Annotated in this window: 18 protein-coding genes; 6 read left to right on the forward strand and 12 right to left on the reverse strand. The window is 49.1% G+C overall.

Annotation, left to right across the window (positions count from 1 at the left end):
- Nucleotides 1-154: 154 nt before the first annotated feature.
- Nucleotides 155-616: a hypothetical protein gene (locus tag SH449x_RS00950; protein WP_482379444.1), complete on the forward strand. Its 462-nt coding sequence runs from the start codon at nucleotides 155-157 to the stop codon at nucleotides 614-616.
- Between the two features lie 115 nt (nucleotides 617-731).
- Here the strand turns inward: SH449x_RS00950 and SH449x_RS00955 are convergent, their stop codons facing one another.
- Both SH449x_RS00955 and SH449x_RS00960 read right to left on the reverse strand, forming a co-directional pair.
- Nucleotides 732-1,097, reverse strand: coding sequence for a phosphoglycerate kinase (locus SH449x_RS00955; protein WP_482379445.1), 366 nt, complete (start codon nucleotides 1,095-1,097; stop codon nucleotides 732-734).
- Nucleotides 1,098-1,450: 353 nt separating this feature from the next.
- Nucleotides 1,451-1,663 carry a helix-turn-helix domain-containing protein gene (locus SH449x_RS00960; protein ID WP_482379446.1) on the reverse strand — a complete coding sequence of 71 codons (213 nt, stop codon included), beginning with the start codon at nucleotides 1,661-1,663 and terminating at the stop codon, nucleotides 1,451-1,453.
- Between the two features lie 226 nt (nucleotides 1,664-1,889).
- Between SH449x_RS00960 and SH449x_RS00965 the strand changes: the two genes are divergently transcribed.
- On the forward strand, nucleotides 1,890-3,002 hold the full coding sequence (locus SH449x_RS00965; protein WP_482379447.1) for a trypsin-like serine protease: 1,113 nt from the start codon (nucleotides 1,890-1,892) through the stop codon (nucleotides 3,000-3,002).
- Between the two features lie 97 nt (nucleotides 3,003-3,099).
- Here SH449x_RS00965 and SH449x_RS00970 read toward each other — a convergent pair whose 3' ends face one another.
- Entirely contained in the window at nucleotides 3,100-3,285 is a 186-nt protein-coding gene (locus SH449x_RS00970; protein ID WP_482379448.1) for a Flp family type IVb pilin, read from the reverse strand.
- Nucleotides 3,286-3,650: 365 nt separating this feature from the next.
- On the opposite strand from SH449x_RS00970, the gene SH449x_RS00975 reads away from it, so the two are divergent.
- The gene (locus SH449x_RS00975) at nucleotides 3,651-4,820 is read left to right on the forward strand and encodes a CHASE2 domain-containing protein (RefSeq protein ID WP_482379449.1); all 1,170 of its coding nucleotides are present in this window, start codon (nucleotides 3,651-3,653) and stop codon (nucleotides 4,818-4,820) included.
- Between the two features lie 20 nt (nucleotides 4,821-4,840).
- Here the strand turns inward: SH449x_RS00975 and SH449x_RS00980 are convergent, their stop codons facing one another.
- From SH449x_RS00980 to SH449x_RS00990, 3 genes are all read right to left on the reverse strand, one after another.
- The gene (locus SH449x_RS00980; protein ID WP_482379450.1) at nucleotides 4,841-5,776 is read right to left on the reverse strand and encodes a serine/threonine-protein kinase; all 936 of its coding nucleotides are present in this window, start codon (nucleotides 5,774-5,776) and stop codon (nucleotides 4,841-4,843) included.
- A gap of 40 nt (nucleotides 5,777-5,816) precedes the next feature.
- Entirely contained in the window at nucleotides 5,817-7,046 is a 1,230-nt protein-coding gene (locus tag SH449x_RS00985; RefSeq protein WP_482379451.1) for a M50 family metallopeptidase, read from the reverse strand.
- Between the two features lie 200 nt (nucleotides 7,047-7,246).
- A complete protein-coding gene (locus tag SH449x_RS00990; protein WP_482379452.1) occupies nucleotides 7,247-7,546 on the reverse strand; it encodes a hypothetical protein in 300 nt (99 codons plus the stop codon).
- Between the two features lie 340 nt (nucleotides 7,547-7,886).
- Here SH449x_RS00990 and SH449x_RS00995 point away from each other — a divergent pair, with 340 nt between their 5' ends.
- Both SH449x_RS00995 and SH449x_RS01000 read left to right on the forward strand, forming a co-directional pair.
- Nucleotides 7,887-8,837, forward strand: a complete 951-nt coding sequence (locus SH449x_RS00995; RefSeq protein WP_482379453.1) for a hypothetical protein — start codon at nucleotides 7,887-7,889, stop codon at nucleotides 8,835-8,837.
- Nucleotides 8,834-9,280, forward strand: coding sequence for a hypothetical protein (locus tag SH449x_RS01000; RefSeq protein WP_482379454.1), 447 nt, complete (start codon nucleotides 8,834-8,836; stop codon nucleotides 9,278-9,280). The genes SH449x_RS00995 and SH449x_RS01000 overlap by 4 nt, the downstream gene beginning before the upstream one ends.
- Before the next feature lie 222 nt (nucleotides 9,281-9,502).
- Here SH449x_RS01000 and SH449x_RS01005 read toward each other — a convergent pair whose 3' ends face one another.
- Together SH449x_RS01005 and SH449x_RS01010 are read right to left on the reverse strand one after the other, a co-directional pair.
- Nucleotides 9,503-10,498, reverse strand: coding sequence for a tyrosine-type recombinase/integrase (locus SH449x_RS01005; RefSeq protein ID WP_482379455.1), 996 nt, complete (start codon nucleotides 10,496-10,498; stop codon nucleotides 9,503-9,505).
- 27 nt (nucleotides 10,499-10,525) lie between these two features.
- Nucleotides 10,526-11,227 carry a hypothetical protein gene (locus SH449x_RS01010; RefSeq protein WP_482379456.1) on the reverse strand — a complete coding sequence of 234 codons (702 nt, stop codon included), beginning with the start codon at nucleotides 11,225-11,227 and terminating at the stop codon, nucleotides 10,526-10,528.
- A gap of 407 nt (nucleotides 11,228-11,634) precedes the next feature.
- Between SH449x_RS01010 and SH449x_RS01015 the strand changes: the two genes are divergently transcribed.
- Complete coding sequence (locus SH449x_RS01015) at nucleotides 11,635-11,931, forward strand: hypothetical protein (protein WP_482379457.1); 297 nt, start codon at nucleotides 11,635-11,637, stop codon at nucleotides 11,929-11,931.
- A gap of 166 nt (nucleotides 11,932-12,097) precedes the next feature.
- On the opposite strand, the gene SH449x_RS01020 is transcribed toward SH449x_RS01015, so the two are convergent.
- The 4 genes from SH449x_RS01020 to SH449x_RS01035 all read right to left on the reverse strand — a co-directional run bounded on the left by SH449x_RS01020 (nucleotide 12,098) and on the right by SH449x_RS01035 (nucleotide 14,885).
- Nucleotides 12,098-12,583: a JAB domain-containing protein gene (locus tag SH449x_RS01020; protein ID WP_482379458.1), complete on the reverse strand. Its 486-nt coding sequence runs from the start codon at nucleotides 12,581-12,583 to the stop codon at nucleotides 12,098-12,100.
- Between the two features lie 265 nt (nucleotides 12,584-12,848).
- Nucleotides 12,849-13,226 (reverse strand): hypothetical protein, encoded by a 378-nt coding sequence (locus SH449x_RS01025; protein WP_482379459.1) that lies wholly within the window; start codon nucleotides 13,224-13,226, stop codon nucleotides 12,849-12,851.
- 114 nt (nucleotides 13,227-13,340) lie between these two features.
- Entirely contained in the window at nucleotides 13,341-14,195 is an 855-nt protein-coding gene (locus SH449x_RS01030; protein WP_482379460.1) for an ArdC-like ssDNA-binding domain-containing protein, read from the reverse strand.
- Between the two features lie 387 nt (nucleotides 14,196-14,582).
- Nucleotides 14,583-14,885 carry a hypothetical protein gene (locus SH449x_RS01035; RefSeq protein WP_482379461.1) on the reverse strand — a complete coding sequence of 101 codons (303 nt, stop codon included), beginning with the start codon at nucleotides 14,883-14,885 and terminating at the stop codon, nucleotides 14,583-14,585.
- Nucleotides 14,886-14,995 lie beyond the last annotated feature (110 nt).

Raw genomic sequence — 14,995 nt, forward strand, 5'->3', positions numbered from 1 at the left:
GATAACGATCGAAACAATTCCCGATTCTTACGAACCGATACCGATAGGTTTGGTCCCATTCACCAATTGACGAAAAATAAGCACCTCAATTTCGAAAGCGTGACATTGTCACAGGCGGGACTCTCGCTACGATTACAGTAGAAGGGGGGGGCAAATGTCACGAACACGATTTGTTGTCACATCGGCAGATTATCTACATGCTTCCGAATATCTGACGAATCAACTGCGACTTCGTAAACTCGAGTTGCTTGAGTCCTATTCTTGGGTTGATGCCGAAAGGGCGTTCATGTCCGTCGTTGGCGGAGGCCACAAGGCCACGGTTCGCGTTGCATTGCTCCAAGAGTGGTGCGAGTCGCACTTATCAGCAAGGGACTGGAATAAACTACAAACCAATGTAAGAAAGAGACGCCAGCGATGGAAGACTTCAGAAGCTACCAAGTCGATCACGGTTTCAGCAGAGGTACATACGCTCCTGACGCGACTTGCTAATCGGGACAATGTCACGTTTGATGACGTGCTGCATTTTGCACTAACGCATACCTTAAGGTCGGGGAGAACAATCAAACCAAAGGATAGCTCAAGGAGTAGGGGAGTACGGCGAAGTCGTTCGAGGTGATACCCACAGCTGCGGCGGGATGATTGACTTTACTTGAGGACTCATCCCCTCGAAGGTACCAAAGGGACATCGGTAACTTGGTGTACAGGCAAGGAGCCTGTACACCGAATCTTACCTACCACCAAGAATCATAGAACACCTGGTATCCCTCTTGGATCGCTGCACGGGCGTTTTCGATGAACATGAGGTCTTCCTCTTTTTCTGTTCCATCGGTGATCCCAAAAAAGAATCCATCGGTACAGGGCAAGTCGTCGTTTAACACATCAGCTTCCAAACGCTCCAGGTCTTCAAGAGTTAATAAAACGGTATTGCCGTTAAAGTCGACTCCAGATCCACCTTTCTTGCGATAGAGCGATTCCATCCAGCCGTGCAAGTTTGGATGCTTGCGCCATTGCTGAATAAGCTCAGCGTGCTGAGTTGAGAAATCAACCGACTTTGTTATCTGTTCAAGAGTCCTACATGCGTACATATCCAATCCCATATCATCTCCTCTGTTAGACGTTGCTGCCCACTGGGCAAAGCGAGCCCAACAGCGGGCATAAGCCGCAGCGGTCAATGGGCAACACGGTCCGCCAGGAGTGGTGCGGGCCGCCCATTGACGGCAAGGCGACCGCTGTACAATCGAGGAGGCCAGTGGATAGCTACGTGAGAAGACTCGAGTGCAGATACCTCGGAAAGGAGTACGGTGTACTAGGTGAATCCGTCTAAGATATCGATGGGCTGGCTTTTTACGTTGCAGGCATGTGGAGTTGCTGGCCTATGAAGGTAACGGGCGGGATACCTTGAAGCAGGGGAGACTTACGTAGTCCTGTGCCCCAGGAAGATCGTTAGGCTTTAGAAGAATTCCTTGGGTGTTATTCCAAGAGCCTTAGCGAGGCGGACGATGTTACAGAGGGAGATATTTCGTTTCCCATTCTCAACAGAATTGACGTAGGTTCTGTCCAGCCCAGCGCTAAGTGCCAGTTTTTCTTGGGAAATCCCTTTCTTTTCTCTGGCACTTCGGAGTTTCTCTCCAAATGCCTTTTGGATCCTTTCTTCTGGAGTCATCCAGGAAGGATGTAGATTTTAGGTCACTGTGACTGTAGACTTTAAGTCACGTCTGTCTAAAATCATGCAAAAACACTGAGAAATATCGCATGTTTAGTGGCGTGAGCAGGATTCGACTATTTCGGCTAGTTCGATCCTGGTTCCTTAGTCCTAAAAAAGGTGCTAGCCTCCCAAGGAAAAAGCAGGGAGCCAACGCCCCTTACGTCTTTGCGTCCTGGTGAGCACTATGCAACAAAACACTGCTAAAGAAACCTCTGGCCAATCAACATCAAAAACGCATGGCGAATCACCCGCTCTTCCGAGTCATCTTTCGGATGACATGCTCAACGCATCATTACCCACAAGAACGTGGGGTGAGTTCCTTGGCGAGACGTCAAGGAAACTTGGTCTAGGCTCTGCATTGCTCGGGGCTGGGCTAGGGCTCAGTGGGATTGCGCCTAGCGGGATGGAGAAGCGGGCTGAGGGGGGGATAATTATCTCTGGGGGGGATGATCAGCAGGCTAGGGATAACGGAGTTGCATTTAGTGTATTCGGCGGGGGGAATACCGGATTTCTGCAAATGGTTTCGAGCACGAGAGTAATGCATAGTTCGGTCGTCTTCATCAACGACCGCACAGCAATTGCTGCCGCACATCAAGTCTTTAACCCGGAGTGGGGATCAGATCAGCTGTATTTTGTCGGCACCAGCCCAAATTTTAATGAACCTTCGCTGGGCTCGGTGCATCAAGCGTCTCGAATAATCGTACATCCGACGTGGAACGGAAGTTATGCGACAGGTATCGATCTGGCTGTAATTCAATTTGATTCACCAGTCGCGGGCGTTAACCCCATCGTTTTTGCGGATTCAAGACCGTTTGTGGGTGATACAGTTTGGTTTTCTGGGTACGGGATTACCGGGGACACAGTTCGAGGCTATGTTGGGCAGGATGGGTTCATACGAGCGGGAACATCGATTGTGCAATCGACAGCGCCTCTATTAGGAGGAGACCCTATGTTCTACCTCAACGCAAGGTACAGAAACTTTGATTCATTTCCGACAGATATGCGTCCTGCTGGTGGGGATTCAGGGGGTGGAGCTTGGACTCCAGATGGTGCACTTTGGGGATTGATCGTGGCTGGTGACTTGGAGGTCTTTGGAAATAGGAGCATGTCGCTTGATTTGAATGCACCTGGAGTGAGATCCTTTATTTCTGAGAACACAGTTGCAGTACCTGAACCTGGCACATTGGCTCTCCTAGTATCTGCCGGTGGGGCTTTTGCAGCCTGGCGTAGAATAAGAAGACGATTGGACGCCAAATTAAACTCAGGAGATTCTTCACCCAAATCGACAGAACTTTAGTTTGTTAGTCATTAGGAGAGCCTGCTAATCAATTGATTCATGGGCTGTGACCTCCAGTCCCGATGGAGCTATAACTACAACGTAAGCTGTGAACCACTTATCCTGGGTTGTATCCACCAGCAGCAGCAACGAATTCGTCGGTGGCGTCCTCGAACTTCATAGCCACCTGTTGCCCCAATGTCTTTACCGCTATTATACAAACCATACAAATAAGCGACATTAGGATTACGTACTCGAACAGCGATGCGCCACACTCTTGATGCTTGGTTCGTTTATCAGTCATAGTGGACTCTCTCTAGCAAATTTCTAAGGCAATTATCGACTCGCCCCATAAACACTTGAGCTTTTCTGGTTGAATTTCCGAAAACATCTGATTTTTAATAAATATCGATATATTCCTTATTGTTACGTGGAAGCCGCATGCCCTTGTCTTTGTCGAAAAGTCGCCTACTACGACAGAGTGGTCTTTTTTACGGATTTAGTCTTTTCCAAAATACCCTTGCGCTAATTGCCTGATTTTCCGATATGTTTTGGAGTGAGCCAAAATGGGTATCTTCAAGTATGTTTACGACGATCCGCAAACGGAGAATAAATTCCCTACTGAGACGCTACGGAAGTCTACCAAAGCAAGTCTCTATAGTGCTATTGATGACTGTTTTCGCTGCACTTCTTTACCTGACCTCTGCTGGATCGATGACAAATATTCAGCTAGTACGTCTGTACTTTGCGTTACGAGGGACAATTACCCCGCCTGAGGATGTGGTCATTATTGCTATCGACGACCGGAGCTATGGAGAACTGAATGCTCCGACTACTTATCCACTCCCCCGTCGATACCTGGCGTCCGTCAGTGAAGTAATTGCAGACGCCAACCCTCGGGTGTTTTTCGCTGATTTAAAGTTCCCCGATGATAGAGAGTACGACGCCGAATCCGACGATCGAATTGTTACAGCATTTGCGAGAATGCCGACTACAATCTGGACAGGGCGAGAGGATAATAAACCAGAAACGATTCCTCTTCCTTCTGGTTCGCATTTTCGTCGTGCTGCAAAAATGGAACTCGATATGTTTATCGAGGGCTCACATGGATATCTTTTTGGGGCTGGCAATAGGAGAAGCTCAGAGATTTCCTTTCCATCTTACACCCCGATCACACGAGAAAGCCCTGTTAAGTTGAAGGAGATGCTAAGGTTGCGCTCTCCGATTTGTCATGCGCTAGTCGAATTAGGTGGATATTCAATAAAACCACCCGCTGCATCGTCATTTATTAACTTCTACGGTCCGAGCAAAACGATTCCGTATATTTCTTTTGTAGATCTCATAAGCAGTGACACCCAAGCACTACAGGAAAAAATCCGTGGCAAAGTAGTCCTAATGGGTTACCTTAGCAAACAGTATATGAAAGGCATCCTTAATCGAGATGAATTTTTTGTACCTTCCGACAAGAACGGGATGTTTGGGGTAGAAATCCATGGGCATCTCATCGCGAATCTAATTCACAATCACACTATAACTCGCATGGATCTTTTGGATGAGTTGATATTTGTGGGGGTAGCTATCTTTCTGTTTGCCGCTGCAGCACTTCGAAAACCCACTCCCTCAGTCATAGGCTTCATACTGCTAACCCCACTCGTCTTACTCGCAATCGGCTACTTCTCTTTTGTCTACTTCCGGTTCTTCATTCCGGGAATCCCAATAATTACATTCATGTCGTATCTGATCACTGCGCCGAGCATAATCCACTTCCTCTTAAGGTCGCAGCGATTCAATAACTACCTCAACAAACAACTAAAAATCGAAACCGAACAAGAGATCTAACCCGTATTCCCGCAACTGCCCTACGTCGCTTTCTGCCCCGTTACCCCCCTAAAGCCCTGCACGAATCGGGCGATTAACCCCTTTTCTGTCACTTTCCCTAGGTAATGAATCACCTCTGCCATGTCTGTAAATCGGTCTGCGGGGGCCTTCTCCATTGCTACTTGCACGATGATCTCTAGTGATTTGGGGATGGCAGGATTCTTTGCTCGTATTGAGGGGGTTTTTGCTACCGCTTGGTTGGCGATAAGAGCCATCGGATTATCCATCTGGTACGGTAATTGGCCTGTACATAGTTGGTAGGCCACTATTCCGAATGCGTAAATGTCGGTTCGATTGGTGAGGGGGTCGCCCCGTACCTGCTCGGGGCTTAGGTGTGTCATGGTTCCAACGAGGCTTTTGTGTTGTGAGGCAGAGGGGTCAACTGCGGTGTCGAGGGGAACGCTTTTACACGCGAGTCCGAAATCAATAAGGGTTACGGCAAAATCACCCTCTACGTCCCTTACAAAGATGTTGGCAGGGGTGAGGTCTACAAAGACATACCCCGCGTCATGGATGACTTGAATAGCCTTGGCTATCTGGAGCAGGAGCTTCACGAGGTCTCCGACAGGTAGGGTAGCGGGGAGATCCCGTTCCTTGATCCAGGATGCTAGGGGCTCACCTTGAACGATCTCCATGGTGTAGTAGGGAACCCCGCTCTTTGTCTCTCCGCGTTCGAGTACCGTTACGATATGCGGACTCTGGAACGTGCGTGCTATTTCGTACTCGGATATCAGCCGGGACCATGCCGAGCTTCGGTCGGCTGAGGTGCTCGATGCTATCTTAATCGCTATAGATTTTCGGTCGGAGGAAGCAAGGTCGCGCACTTCATAGACACTTGCCATTCCTCCCTGCCCGAGCAAGCGAACGACTTCGTACCGTTGGTGATCATCGATAAAGCTTCCAGCAGGTAGTGCCATAGGAGGTCATCCGAAATAAGGTGAATCGCCTCATCAAGAACTACGAAATAAGCCGAGAGACGACCTCATAAGCATCCATCACTATCGAGAATCCGAAAAGAGCAAGCATGAGGTACAGGCCGCAGCAGGATAAACGCTCTTTAACGACGAACGGAACAGGCTTACCCCGAATTCCCTCAACCAGGTGGACAAGGATCTGAGACCCGTCGCAGGCAGGAATGGGAAGCGCATTGAGGATTACGATTGATATGGATAGGAGCACAAAGTAGGTCAGGAAGTTCAGTAGGTCTTGGGACGCCACAACTCCGAGCTGCACCATGCCACCAACGAAATTGAATGACTCGATTTCTTCATTCGAGTTCTTTCCCTGATTTTTTGCTTTATACACGCCTGTGAGAGAGAGCATGTTGAGAGAGATCTCCTTAAACGTGGTGCCTATAAATACAGCAGATTCCGATGCCACGAGGCCAATCGGAGGTTTTCCTTTCGTTCCAGCAAGCTGAAACCCTACGTGCCTTTTCGATTTTCCAGAGCCCGGGCTTACGACCCTCTTGGGTACGATGGTGAAGGCTAAACGCTCTCCATCTCGGTTCACTAGGATCGGGATCGGCGCGTCGTTGACGTTCGCCTTTAGGCTGCTTTTTATTTCAGAAATAGCGGGAGATTCTTTACCATCCCAGACAACGATCCTGTCTCCAGGGAGTAAGCCTGCAACTCCAACCGCCGAATCAGCCTTTACGCTTTCAACGATAAGGTTCGGATCTGTGTACTTGGTAACGAAAGCGCAATAAAAGTACGCAAATATCACCAGGTACGCCGAAAGGACATTGAAGATCAGTCCGTTCGTGTAAAAGAACATCTTCCCCCAGAAAGACGCATGCGCGAGGGTCCCGTGGCTGGCGGTCGATGATTTCTCTATTTCAGCAAGCTCCTCTTCGGAGAATTGTCCTATTGCTCGAAGGATCTTTGGGGACTTGTGATTCGGCCCCACCGTTGGATTGGGGCCACTAGCAGGCAGCACGTAGCCACCGAAGGGAACCATTGATAAGCAAAAGGTCGTTTCCCCGATTTTTCGCTGCCAAAGTCTCTTCCCGAACCCGAGAGAGAATGTGATGACTTTCACTCCGATGAGTTTTGCCGCTACAAAGTGTCCGAGTTCGTGGATGAAGATGATGCTGCCGACCAAGACTACTATGATGGCGATGATGCCTAAGGACTCCATTAATAACCTCCCTGTGTTCTCGGCGTGAGGATACGCAACGATCTGCAAAAAGATAGGTCGACTATTAGTGGTAAGTGGGTAAGGATTCGTGGCTAAATTATACGCCTAGCGAGGCCAACCCCCTAAATTTGCAATGAGTTAGGCATGCGGGCTAGATCCGAATCCGCTCAATCTCATCCAGCGTGATTTCGTCATTCGTCCGGTCATAGAGCTTTGTCGTCCGTGGGCGGCGATGGATTGGGTCTTCTCTATTTGAATGCCTTAGATACGTCGTCGTATTTATTTAAGGGAAACACTCCAATTCTCAGCAACTTCGTTTGTCCTATTCCTAATACCAAGTCGTCAGTCACTTGTTCTCTCAAATCCTGCGGATATGCAAGCATTTCCGTTCCCCCAATTTGAAAAGCAGCATAACTCAAAAACTCAAACAAGCACTTTAAACCATACCAGTCAGGGCATTTCTCAAAATCCTTGTCCTTCCAAGGAGTCTTTTCGCTCTGACGATCGGTAATTGCGTTTGCTTTTTCGAGCGTACCACTATCTTTCATTTAGCCCGTTGTTCAGCTGAGTAGTCGCGAAGGGGGCCTAGGGGCGGATCCGTTCACGGGGCTATTTTAGCTCACAAATCAAGGGAGTTGCAGGAACAACTTTTGCTGCTAGGCGAACCTTTCGCCGACAACGAGGTTAATCGCTCGTTGACTGACTTTGTGAACGGCTAGTTGTTATCACCCCCGATTTACTCCGTAGATGGACCCCTTAGGGGGATCATCGCTTAGCTCGATTTGTTGCCGAGGCGTGAACGGTTACCTAGGGGTATTGTCCACAACACACTAAACGCTAAAATCGACACGATAACATTTGGGCCCAATAGATTAACGGAGACGCCCCGTGCAGAGGATAAAAAAACATGTACCGACAGTTAGAAATGTCTGTATTTTGCTTATCGTCTTTGCATTTGGTGCTGTTCTCTTTTCGCCGAGTGATCAGCCGAGTGCATTAAGCAAACTGATAACTGACCCATCAGATTCCGCTTCCCTCCAGACTGTTGTGTTGGGTCCATTGGAGTTCCAATTCGATAACAAAAAGCGATCAAGCCTTTTACTCGTTGTACTGGCAATCCTGCTCTATTCTCCGAATCTCGTTGCGTTGCTAGTTAGCAAAGTCCAAGGTAGGCCTTCGCAGGGGAGTCAGGGTGGGCTGTTACAGAACACGGAGGTATCAAGCACCACAACAGTTAAATTAGACCAACAATTCAACTTCCCGCAACTTGAGCAAAATCTAGGTGCAGAAGCCGATTTTTTTAACGAAGGAGTTCGCGTAGGGAGTCGGTACGGATTCCAGGTCGTTGCCCATCAGATGATTGCGAAGATTCGGACAGAGGCTCGCGCATTAGGTGCAGGTTTTACCGAGGAAGAGCACGCGACTAGGTATAGGAGCTCCAAGCTAACCCGATTGACTGAATTTTGTTCATCGATCGAAGCGGCTTGCGAAGAGCAATGGTTCCTCCAGGCTTGTGAACAGTACCAAGAAAGCGTTAGTGAGAAACACGTCGCCCTTAAACAGTCCTTACAGGGGCTGGATGCAATTCGAAAGGAACTATTTTTGCTCATAGGTAAATACGAGCGGGAGGCGAAGAAGAAAAACATTCCAAAAACAATAGCGATGAAATACGAGGAGCAATTTAAGGGGATCTACGAACGCCTGATTGACGAACTCAGGACGCTATGTGATGCTTTATCGGCTTTAAACGCGCGCTGTGCTGCCGAGTTTTCGCAACTGGCTGCAACAGACGCGATGTGTGACTTTAGACTTAAGCTAGCTGCAAGGAAGAACTCATGATCGTAGCTCGAGAAATGAATACAGAGAATCTGACCGATCTAGCAGAAGCAGGATTTCCTGGGTTGCTTCTCTCCGATCTTGTTGAACTTACCGATGAATTGATGGATCGATTGCCACCACATAACAGCGGGATGGAACTTTGGGAAGTTACTTGCCAGGCGTTTAACAATGCAACTGTCCTCGCTGGAAGAACATCAGCGGTAGAGCGATTGAATTCTCTAATGAAATCACTGGAGAGATTTCACGAGCTTCTTACGACCGCTGCGGACCATAGTCATGCTCAGACTAGACTTTCCGTCTTGGAATTCATCCGCCATACAGAAAATCGACAACTAGTCATATCCGAATTGATTGACCAGGCTAGGTCAAATGCAGCCTATGAAATCCCTGCTGCACTGGAATCGTCGAGGGACGAAATTCAATCACCACTGCGACCGAGGTAGATTGGCGATTGCGGCTTTCGGTCGACCCATAACTTGCTCTCCGTCCAAGATTTAAGCGAAGCGGGTATTGCGTGACAATGTCACGTAAATGGAAACCTATTGATTGTCCGACGGAATCGTTGTGCACCCAGATCATCCATGCGATCCCGTTCGATATGGTCAATGGTAACCTACATCTATTTGCGAATAGAATCTTTAAAACACTCGATCTTGCTCGCGACGTTATATTCGGATGCGTTCAATTTCATCCAACGTAATCTCATCGCTGGTTCGGTCGTAGAGCTTTGTAGTACGAGGACTCTCATGCGCCGCAATCGCTTGCGCGTTTTCAACGGTCCCGCCGTTTTCCAAATAGGCTGTGATTCCCGTCGCGCGGAATGTATGGCAACAGATCTTCTCCGATAGACCAGCTACTGCAGCACGACGCTTTACCATGCGGAAGGCATCGGTTCTACTCATTCGGCGGTCTGTGAGCTGTCCGGTTTTGCCCTTAGCCGTCAGGAAGAGGGAAGCTCCTTTGGTTGCACCATGTCCGGTATAGGCTAGATAGGCATCCAGGTACTCCTCGGCAGTATGATGGGTTGGTACTTCGTGGTGCTTGCCACCTTTTTCGTGGAGTCGAATCCATGTTCGTTTCCCGATCTGGTAGTAGTCGTCGACGTTCATGTTGACCACGGCACTCACTCGGGCAAAGGTGAATAGCATCACCGCAATGATGGCTCGGTCTCTAAGTCCAACTGCTGTGGATACATCGATACTATCAAGAAGCACACGGGCTTCCTCAGCAGTCAGCACGGGCGTTTTGCCTTTTTTTACGACATGCTTAGGACCGCGAACCGAAGAAGACGGGTTCATGGGAAGGACTTGGCCAACAACGAGCCAGTCCAGGCACATTCGAATGGCGGCTAGGTGCTGCTTGACGGTTGGTTTGGTGTAGATGGTCCCGAGGTACTCAACATAAGCGGCAACAACAATTGGTTCCAAGTCGTCTAATTGCAGCCCTCGAGCCTCAGACCATGCAAAGAAATCGACAATCGCACGGTGGTAAGCCTCTCGAGTGTTTCGATTCCGGATGTTTGCCGTAAAGAACTCGTAGAATCGTTTGGTTGCTCTCTGCCCTGATTTTCTAATGAGGGAAGGTGCCACGGCATTGAGCCCAATCCGGGTGGCTGCCGCTACGAGAAGCTGTTTGGAATCAGTGCTTGGGAGTCGTTTCATAGCCCTTATAGTGAATCATAACGTCCTTTATGATGCACTAGGATTTACGCGTTCGGAGTCAGTGAAAAGGGTGAAAGCACTAGGCTTGAACTCTAACGTCAACCCAGAGTTCGCAAGTGCGGATAACCCGATGAGAGGTAGACGTGGATAGATGCGAGCAGGCACACTGCGTTCCTTTCGATAATTTTGCAAAGCAAATTCGTCAATTTCAAAATCTTGAGGGACATTTACGCTTGGATCGAACGTCGGGATACTTCTACCATATCTGCGGATAAGCCAAGCTCGCAAACCTAAGTTCGGCGTCTGGCGACTGGGAACAACAACATCTCCAATAGCAATTCCAAGCGGCAATAAAAGTCTGTGAGCGCTACTGTGCGGTGAATCCTGGGACTTATGAATCCACAAAGAGACTAAACCGAAGAAAAAGACGGGTTGACCATGAACAAAGATCGCCTGTTCCCGAACCTGCTTTAAGGTTTTCGGGGCGATATGAAACCATCTCTTGAAATGCCAGAAATTAGCTAAACAATCTAAAGTACAACCGGAGTCTAGAACTGCGGGCACACGCGGGGCAGATTCAGGGCAAGCGCGGGGCGTTCCTAATACGAGCGAGATCCAGACAATTGGTTGAAAGGGATAAACATGCGTGGAATGTAGTTCATTTTCAGCGGAACGAAAGACGGCTTGACTCCGCCTAGACTTGAGTTGACCTTGTGCTATAATTTTCATAAGTGATTGATACTTATACGGCTTCGAGGGGCGGGGGGGCTTCTGCAGGAAGGTCGGGAGGATTGCTTGTCCATCCTTATGCCGAAAACTGATGCCTAACCTGGCAGCGAGCATTTGGTAAACGCAAGCATGGTTTTATTGTTTTTATTCACCTAGGCAAGGTCAACCCGTGAACTATGTTCGACGTAATCTCTGTAGTCGCTTAGAGTCACTTGAAACGTGACTCAGCCGAGGTTTGCTTTGACTTTAGAGCAAAGGTCGTGTATATGAATGAAAAAGAAGTTAAGGAAAACAGCCCTTGCCCTCCACCTTCTGAATTGCCTTCCCCACCTGAGAACTTACATGGTGGTGGGTGGCGTTCTGACCTTGAAAGGCAGGAGCACGATAATTCGAAGGGAGTCACTCAGATGCTAAGTTCCAAGAATGACTTTACGGAATTCGTTCTTCCTGCTGCGGTTATCGATGGAGTCGAATTTCCCGAAGTCTCACGCATCCTTTACGACGATATGATTCTAGCCGAAAGACAGCTTAATGGGTTGGTAAACAGTGGAGTTTGTGGGCCACACGGCAAGCCGTTGATTTGCGTTTTGCCCGATGGTAGTCATTCTTTTTTCGCTACGATGGAAGAAGCAGAGGATTGGGCCGCATCTAAGGGAGAGGCGGGCATTCACTATGTTACGGACTTGTTGCCCACACAAGAATGATTCAATTGATCGGATCGCCAACAGTCACAGCGAGCCTAAAGGCATCTACTGGCTTGATACCGATGGAGCCTGCTATTGGCGATCTTACACTGGGTATAATTCACGATTTACATCGCAGAGCTGCGTTGGATCCTACTCCGTGCTAGTAGAGGCTAGTAGTACGGGCTCAGTCCCCTTTAAAGACTTCCTCGCGCTCGGATCTCAACGATACAAAATCACGATTCGTAACAATCACATGGTCCAAGAGCAGGATCCCCATGAGTCGAGCGGACTGAAAGACCTTACTCGTGAGCGATACGTCTTCTTTGCTTGCGATTAGGGACTCGGAAGGGTGATTGTGTGCCAGCACCAACGAAACAGCTCCTACCAGAAGGGCTCGTTGCAGAATCTCTCGCGGAACAGCTACGGTCATGTTTGCGGTACCGGTAGAGATCAGCGAATACGCAATCAAACTGTGATTGCCGTCTAGGAACAACCCAACCATATGTTCTCGGCTATTGTCCGGGACAACGCTCCGGAAGAATTCTGCAATGTCCTCTGGCATTCTAACCTTGAGTCTTGAATGGGACAGCGTCTTGTACTGTACAAGCACCTCACGAACAAGCTGAAGGTCAATTGGCAAATTGGGTGTGTGTTTTGTTGGTTTTGTCATAGTCCTCCTGTGATACAGACCTCGATGCCGAAGTCTTGGACCTTCTAAAATCACGGCAAGGCAAGGTGGAGCCTTTGCGAGTGAGCGAGCAAAGCCGCAAGAAAGCCGACGGAAGGAGGGTTTCGGACCTTGTTGACGTGATACGCTAACTAAGACTGAGGGAGAGAGAGCTCAATATGATGGATAGAGGTTTCCATGGCGTGCAAACGAAACCTCTATATTGATGCCAATCGCTTGGATTGGGCCGTCACAGGGAAAGAAGTCCCTAACTCCATCCTCTACTCTGTCGAGCACAGGATACAGAACAAAACATCTCTCCCACGTATTCAAAACCGGTATCGCCCAGGTACAGCGGACAGCCGCAGAAACAGCACTCCCCTTCTTCAGTATGGTGACCGATCTCGAATCGACGAGGAAGCGGCCCGGGATCTGTGCCGGTAAGCACTTCAAGCCAATCCCTGATCGCATGCTGGTTGGTCAGACCCTTCTCGCGAGCCTTTCGAACTCGCTTTTGAGTCGTTCCTAGACGATGAGCCAAACGCTCAATCGTCCACCGATGCTTTCTCATGAGCTGAACGAGACGTTTGCCCGTCAGAGTATCGCATGCGTGCGACTCTTCCGAATTTGAAAGCCCTTCTATCACGATATGGTACTCCTTTCGTGAGGTTAACAAGATAATAGAACCGATGTGACCTAACGTCTGGACCCGCCAGCTTGTAGCGGATCCAGACCAATGAGATCCTTCTTTAACCACGACTCAGGCTACCTGAGAGACCTCTGGTGCTACGCGATTGTTGTTGGACAACTGCTGCAAGATGCCAGAAGCAATCAAGCGAATCCGATCAAGGGATTGCAGCAAAAGCTTTTCATCTCCACTCCAGAGCTGGATATAGTCTGAGGCCCGTGTTGAGCACTCCAAACCAATTCCTCGACATACGACATAGGCAACCGCTTCAGCCTCCGTTTCTCGAACTGATTTCGTGACATTGTCACGCTCATCGTTCCAGTGGAGCAGCTCATGAGCAAGCTCGTGCACCATCGTTGAGAATTTCTGAGGTGGTGGCAGTGACTGCTTAATCGTAACAGCCCCCCCTTGCGACATGCCATTGGCATCGCGAGGGAGTTGCTCAGCAAACTCCAATCGAATCCCCTTCTCCTGGTAAATACCTAAGAGGGTATCTACGTGGTCCCCAGGATCACCTCCGAGGCTAGCAAAACTGGGGATCTCCTCCCCTTCTGTTTGTGAAACGTCAAAAACGTACACAACTCTGAACCCAAAAAGCACCTTTTCATCGGAAGCTGCCCCCGAAGATTCCGGTGTTCTTTCTCCGAGTTCATCCTTCTTCTTTCGAACGAGAGGGGCAAGGATAGCGATACCCTTTTCCCCCTTTCGAACGAAGCGATTTAGCTCCTTCCATTTCCCAAAACCCGCAACGTGAGTTGCATCGGGCTTTTGAGAGTAAATCAGCATACAGTTGCAGAACGAATACTGATGAAACCTCACCATGGTATCGAGGTACTTCGTCAATTGTTCGCTCTTCCCCTGCCTAAGTGCTTCAGCCAGAGATTGTAGCGCGTCATCGCTGACACGCAGTGCTTCTTCCCTATCCATCTTTCCTCCAAGTGGTATCGACCCGACGTTGTCGATAAAGAGTGTTCACAGGGAGCCCGTCGGCGGCTCAGAAACGAAGAAGCCACAGCAAAGGCAAGGTGGAGTCTTTGCTACCGAGCAAAGCCGCGAGGAGAGTCGCTCTTAGCGACTCGGGGACCTTGCTGCTGTGGTAAACTTGAAGGGGCCGCAGACGGAATGCATAAAACCGTACATGCACGCCACGGACCTCCAGGAACCGGAGAAAGTTTCATCGGCTCATGGATTCCGTAGCTGAATCATCTACCCACACCGAAATAAGGGCGAGAGGTTCAACGATGGATGAAACCTTTTGAAATGGAAGAGAGAGCCTCTCGCACCTTCGGGCAAATACCATTCGGAATCAGCGAACTATCGCGATCCGTTTCTCTGCCGACTTTCCGATCCGTTTTTCGCACGGGGATTGCGGTCTGGCTCCGACTCACCTCGATCGCTCTGCTGATAGATCCAGGTGTGGGCCATATCTGCAACTTTCCCGAGCAACGGAAGCTCGTCACGACCAAACGAGGAACTGGATTCCCAGCCATCATCAGTCTTATAGATTCGGCTGAAGGTTACCCCGTAACGAGTTCCAGAGTCATTCTCGTTCCGCCAAATGGCAGCCTTGACTTTACCGAGTCTCACTTCATGAACGGGTTTTTCATTTTGTGCCATGAGGCACCTCTCTTTCTTGGTTAAAAAAGGACAGCAACCGTTCATCCACCGTTGATCTCTCACCGCTGATTCTGCGAGCCTCGAAATCGCTAAGCCAACATTTTTTTTGT

The organism is Brakhagea baltica, from assembly GCF_052161605.1.
Lineage (GTDB): Bacteria > Planctomycetota > Planctomycetia > Pirellulales > Pirellulaceae > JBKCUI01.